Source organism: Methylorubrum podarium, assembly GCF_022179745.1.
Classification (GTDB): domain Bacteria; phylum Pseudomonadota; class Alphaproteobacteria; order Rhizobiales; family Beijerinckiaceae; genus Methylobacterium; species Methylobacterium podarium.
Genome location: NZ_BPRD01000244.1, coordinates 1 through 3,760 on the forward strand (window position 1 = coordinate 1; position 3,760 = coordinate 3,760).

A 3,760-nucleotide genomic window follows, 5' to 3' on the forward strand; every position below is an offset into this window, starting at 1 on the left:
CGACCGTCGCGGGCCGGCCGGTCGCTCGGGTGGCGGTGGAGGGCGGCGAAGCCGTGACGCTGCCGGTCGCCGAACTCGGGGACCTGCTCGGCCTCGGCTCCGACCGCCCGGAGGGGGCGACGATCCCGGTCGTGCGCCTGCGCGGCACCCGCGGGCGATGCCTGCTCGCCGTCGACCGGCTGGAGGAGGTGCGCACGCTCCTCGTCCTGCCCGCGCCGCCGATCGGCAGCGATCCCGGCCTCGTCACCGGAACCGTGATCCTCGGCACCGACACGCCCGCCCTCGTCCTCGATCCCGACGGGCTGATCGACCGGCTCGGCCGCGCCGGTCCGCGCGCCGCGCGGCCTGCGGCGAGAGGCGTGGAGGACGGCAGCGGAACGATCCAGGAAAAGCGACGTTCGACGATTCTTGTCGTGGACGACTCGATCACGACCCGCACCCTGGAGAAGAGCATTTTGGAAGCGGCGGGCTACCGCGTGATCGTCTGCGTCGACGGGCAGGAGGCGCTCGACCGCCTCCGGGCGCGGATCGAGCCGGTCGACCTCGTCGTCGCCGACGTGGAGATGCCGCGGCTGACCGGCTTCGGCCTCGTCGAGGCGCTGCGGGCCGAGGCGGATTTCGCGCGACTTCCGATCGTGCTGATGACCTCCCGCGGCGACGACGAGGACGTGGCGAGAGGGTTGGAACTCGGCGCCGACGCCTATCTGACCAAGCAGAAATTCGATCAGCGCGAACTCCTGGATACCATCGGTCAGTTGCTGTGAACGGAGGGGCTGAGAACCCGCGCGTGCGCGTACTGGTTGTCGAGGACTCGCTCGTGGTGCGGATCCTCCTCACCCACATCATCGCCCGCGACGCGCGGCTGGAACTGGCCGGCGCGGTCGAATCCGGCGAGGCGGCGCTCGCGGCGATCGAGACCGTGCGGCCGGACGTGATCTCGATGGACATCCGCCTGCCCGGCATCGACGGGCTGGAGACGACCCGCCGGATCATGGCGAGCCGGCCGACGCCGATCGTGGTAATTGCCGACTCCGTCGAGGATGCCTCGCTCAAGATCTCGATGAACGCGCTCCGGGCGGGCGCGCTCTCGGTGGTCGAGAAGCCGGTGGCCACCACCAACGACAGCTACGAGGCGATCGCAGGCCAGATCTGCACGCAGCTGCGCATCATGGCCGCGGTTCCGGTGATCCGGCGCCGGCCGATCGGCGCGGAATGGAGCGCGCGCAAGGCGGCGCCCGCAGCCGAGCTGCCGATCCTCTCCGACACGGAGGCCGCGCCGAGCGTGCTGGCGGTCGCCGCCTCGACCGGGGGGCCGCCGGCGCTCGCGCGGGTCATCGGCGGCCTCACGGCGGATTTCCCGCTTCCCGTCCTGCTCGTGCAGCATATGGGCGCGGCCTTCATGGACGGGTTCGCGAGCTGGCTCGACGGCGTGGTGCCCCTCAGCGTCGGCGTGGCGCGGGACGGGCAGACGATGCAGCCCGGCCACGTCTACGTCGCCCCCGGTGACCGGCATCTCGAACTCGGTCCGAACGGCACGCTGCGGGTGAGCGACGCCGCCCCCGTCGGCGGCCAGCGCCCGGCGGCGACCGTGCTGTTCCGCTCGGTCGCCCGGCAGGCCGGGCCGCAGGGCATCGGCGTGCTGCTCACCGGCATGGGCGAGGACGGCGCGCAAGGGCTGCTCGACATGCGCAAGGCCGGCGCCGCCACGGTGGCCGAGCACGAGAGCAGCGCCGTCGTCTACGGCATGCCCGCGGCGGCCGTGCGCCTCAACGCCGCGTCCCGCGTGCTGCCCGTCGATCAGGTGGCGCCCCATCTCCTGCGGCTCGCGCAGAGGAAGCCAGCATGACTGCGAGCGCATCGCCCGCCGCCGCGCCGGGCCACCGGCTGCTGCTGGTGGAGGATTCGGAGACCCAGGCGCTCGAACTCCGTCTCCAGCTCGAAGCGCAGGGTTTCGCGGTGCAGCGCTGCGCCACGGCGGAGGCCGCCCTCGACCTGCTCAACACCGACCTGCCGGACCTCGTCGTCGCCGACCATCACCTGCCCGGCATGAACGGCGACGAGTTCACCCGGCAGATGCGCCTGTCGCTGCGTACCCGGGCGCTGCCGGTGGTGATGCTCACCGGCACCCGCAACGGCGAGCGCCACGGCTTCGAGAGCGGTGCCGACGCTTATGTCGAGAAGTCGGCCGACCGCGACCTGCTCGTGCTGCGCATCCGCGCGCTGCTGCGCGAGCGCCGGGGCGGGCAGGCGGAAGGGCCGTCCGGCGCCGCCTTCCGCCGCGGCCGGGTCCTGGTCGTCGACGGCAGCGCCACCTACCGCGCCTTCTTCACCGGGCTCCTCACCCAGGAGGGCCACACCGTGGTCGCCGCGGCCGACCGCTCGGCGGCGCTCGCGGCCCTCGACGAGCCCGGCGCCGCCTTCGACTGCGTCACCCTCGACCTCGTCGGCAGCGCCTATGACGGCATCGCGCTCTGCACCGAGATCGCCGAGCGCCGGATGATGGCGCCGGAGGGGGGCGGCAACGCCTTCCCCCTCGTCGGCATGGCCGGCGACAAGCCGGACAAGAGCCTCCTCGTCGCCGCCTTCGCCGCCGGCGCCGACGACGTGGTCTCGAAGGCCGACGGCGAGGTGCTGGCGATGCGGGTGCGCGGCCTCGTCCGCCGCCGCCTGCTGGAGGAGGACAACCGCCGCATCTCCGGCGAGTTCGGCGACCGCGAGCGTGCGGTGGAGCGCGCCCGCGCCGAGGCCGAGGCGGCCGCCGCCCGCGCCGCGCTCGCCGACGCCCTGGAACAGGCCAACCGCGATCTCGAGGATGCCAACCGCAAACTGACGGAGGCGCAGGCCAAGCTCGTCCAGGCCGCCAAGATGGCCTCCCTCGGCGAGCTGGTGGCGGGCATCGCCCACGAGATCAACAACCCGCTCGCCTTCATCCTGGCGCATCAGGGCACGGTGGAGCGCCTGCTCGGGGAACTGCCTCCCCCCGAGGCGCCGGAGGGACAGCGGGCGCTGACGAAGGCGCGCGACCGCGTCGGCTCGATGCGGCTCGGCCTCACCCGCATCCAGGATCTCGTCCTGAACCTGCGCAAGTTCTCGCGGCTCGACGAGGGCGAGCGCGGCCTCGTCAACGTGCCGGAGGCGATCGAGACGGTGTTGGCGCTGATCCAGCACAAGCTCGGCACGCGCATCCACGTGGCGCGCGATTTCTCCGGCCGGCCTGAGATCTCCTGCACCCCGGCGCTCCTCAACCAGGTCGTGATGAACATCCTCGGCAACGCCGCGGACGCGATCCCCGGCGAGGGCACGATCACGGTGGCGACCTACTCGGACGCCGAAACCGACATGATCCGCATCAGCGATACCGGGCCCGGCATCCCGGAAGACCTGCGGGAAAAGATCTTCGAGCCGTTCTTCACCACGAAGCCGGTCGGGTCGGGAACGGGACTCGGCTTGGCGATTGCGTACAGCGTCGTTCAGGCGCATAGCGGCTCGCTGACCGTCGAGACGGCGCCGGGCGGCGGCGCGAGCTTCGTCATCGGCATTCCGAGGCAACCGGCACCGGCATGAGCAAAGGCACGATCCTGGCCGTCGATGACGAGCCGGACATCCTGATCGCTCTGGAGGATTTGTTCGAGGAAGAGTACCGGGTGCTCACCTCGGCCAAGCCCGAGGAGGCGCTCGACATCCTGCGCTCCGAGCCCGACATCGCCGTCGTGGTCTCCGACCAGCGCATGCCCGGCATGACCGGCGACGCCCTGCTCGC

4 protein-coding genes are annotated in these 3,760 nt (G+C 72.2%); all 4 read left to right on the plus strand.

Features of this window, described 5'->3' with window-relative positions:
• A partial coding sequence (locus MFF42_RS13065; RefSeq protein ID WP_238256109.1) for a response regulator occupies positions 1–764 on the plus strand: 764 nt, incomplete at its 5' end.
• The gene (gene cheB, locus MFF42_RS13070; protein ID WP_238256110.1) at positions 761–1,846 is read left to right on the plus strand and encodes a chemotaxis-specific protein-glutamate methyltransferase CheB; all 1,086 of its coding nucleotides are present in this window, start codon (positions 761–763) and stop codon (positions 1,844–1,846) included. The genes MFF42_RS13065 and cheB, both read left to right, overlap by 4 nt.
• Complete coding sequence (locus tag MFF42_RS13075; RefSeq protein ID WP_238256111.1) at positions 1,843–3,564, plus strand: response regulator; 1,722 nt, start codon at positions 1,843–1,845, stop codon at positions 3,562–3,564. Before cheB ends, MFF42_RS13075 begins: the two co-directional genes overlap by 4 nt.
• Positions 3,561–3,760 (plus strand): response regulator (locus MFF42_RS13080; RefSeq protein WP_238256112.1); only part of this gene is annotated, 200 nt, incomplete at its 3' end. The genes MFF42_RS13075 and MFF42_RS13080, both read left to right, overlap by 4 nt.

What these genes read in the sequence shown, in the direction of transcription:
- MFF42_RS13075 (WP_238256111.1), top strand. Translation starts at nt 1,843, where the DNA reads ATGACTGCGAGCGCATCGCCCGCCGCCGCGCCGGGCCACCGGCTGCTG.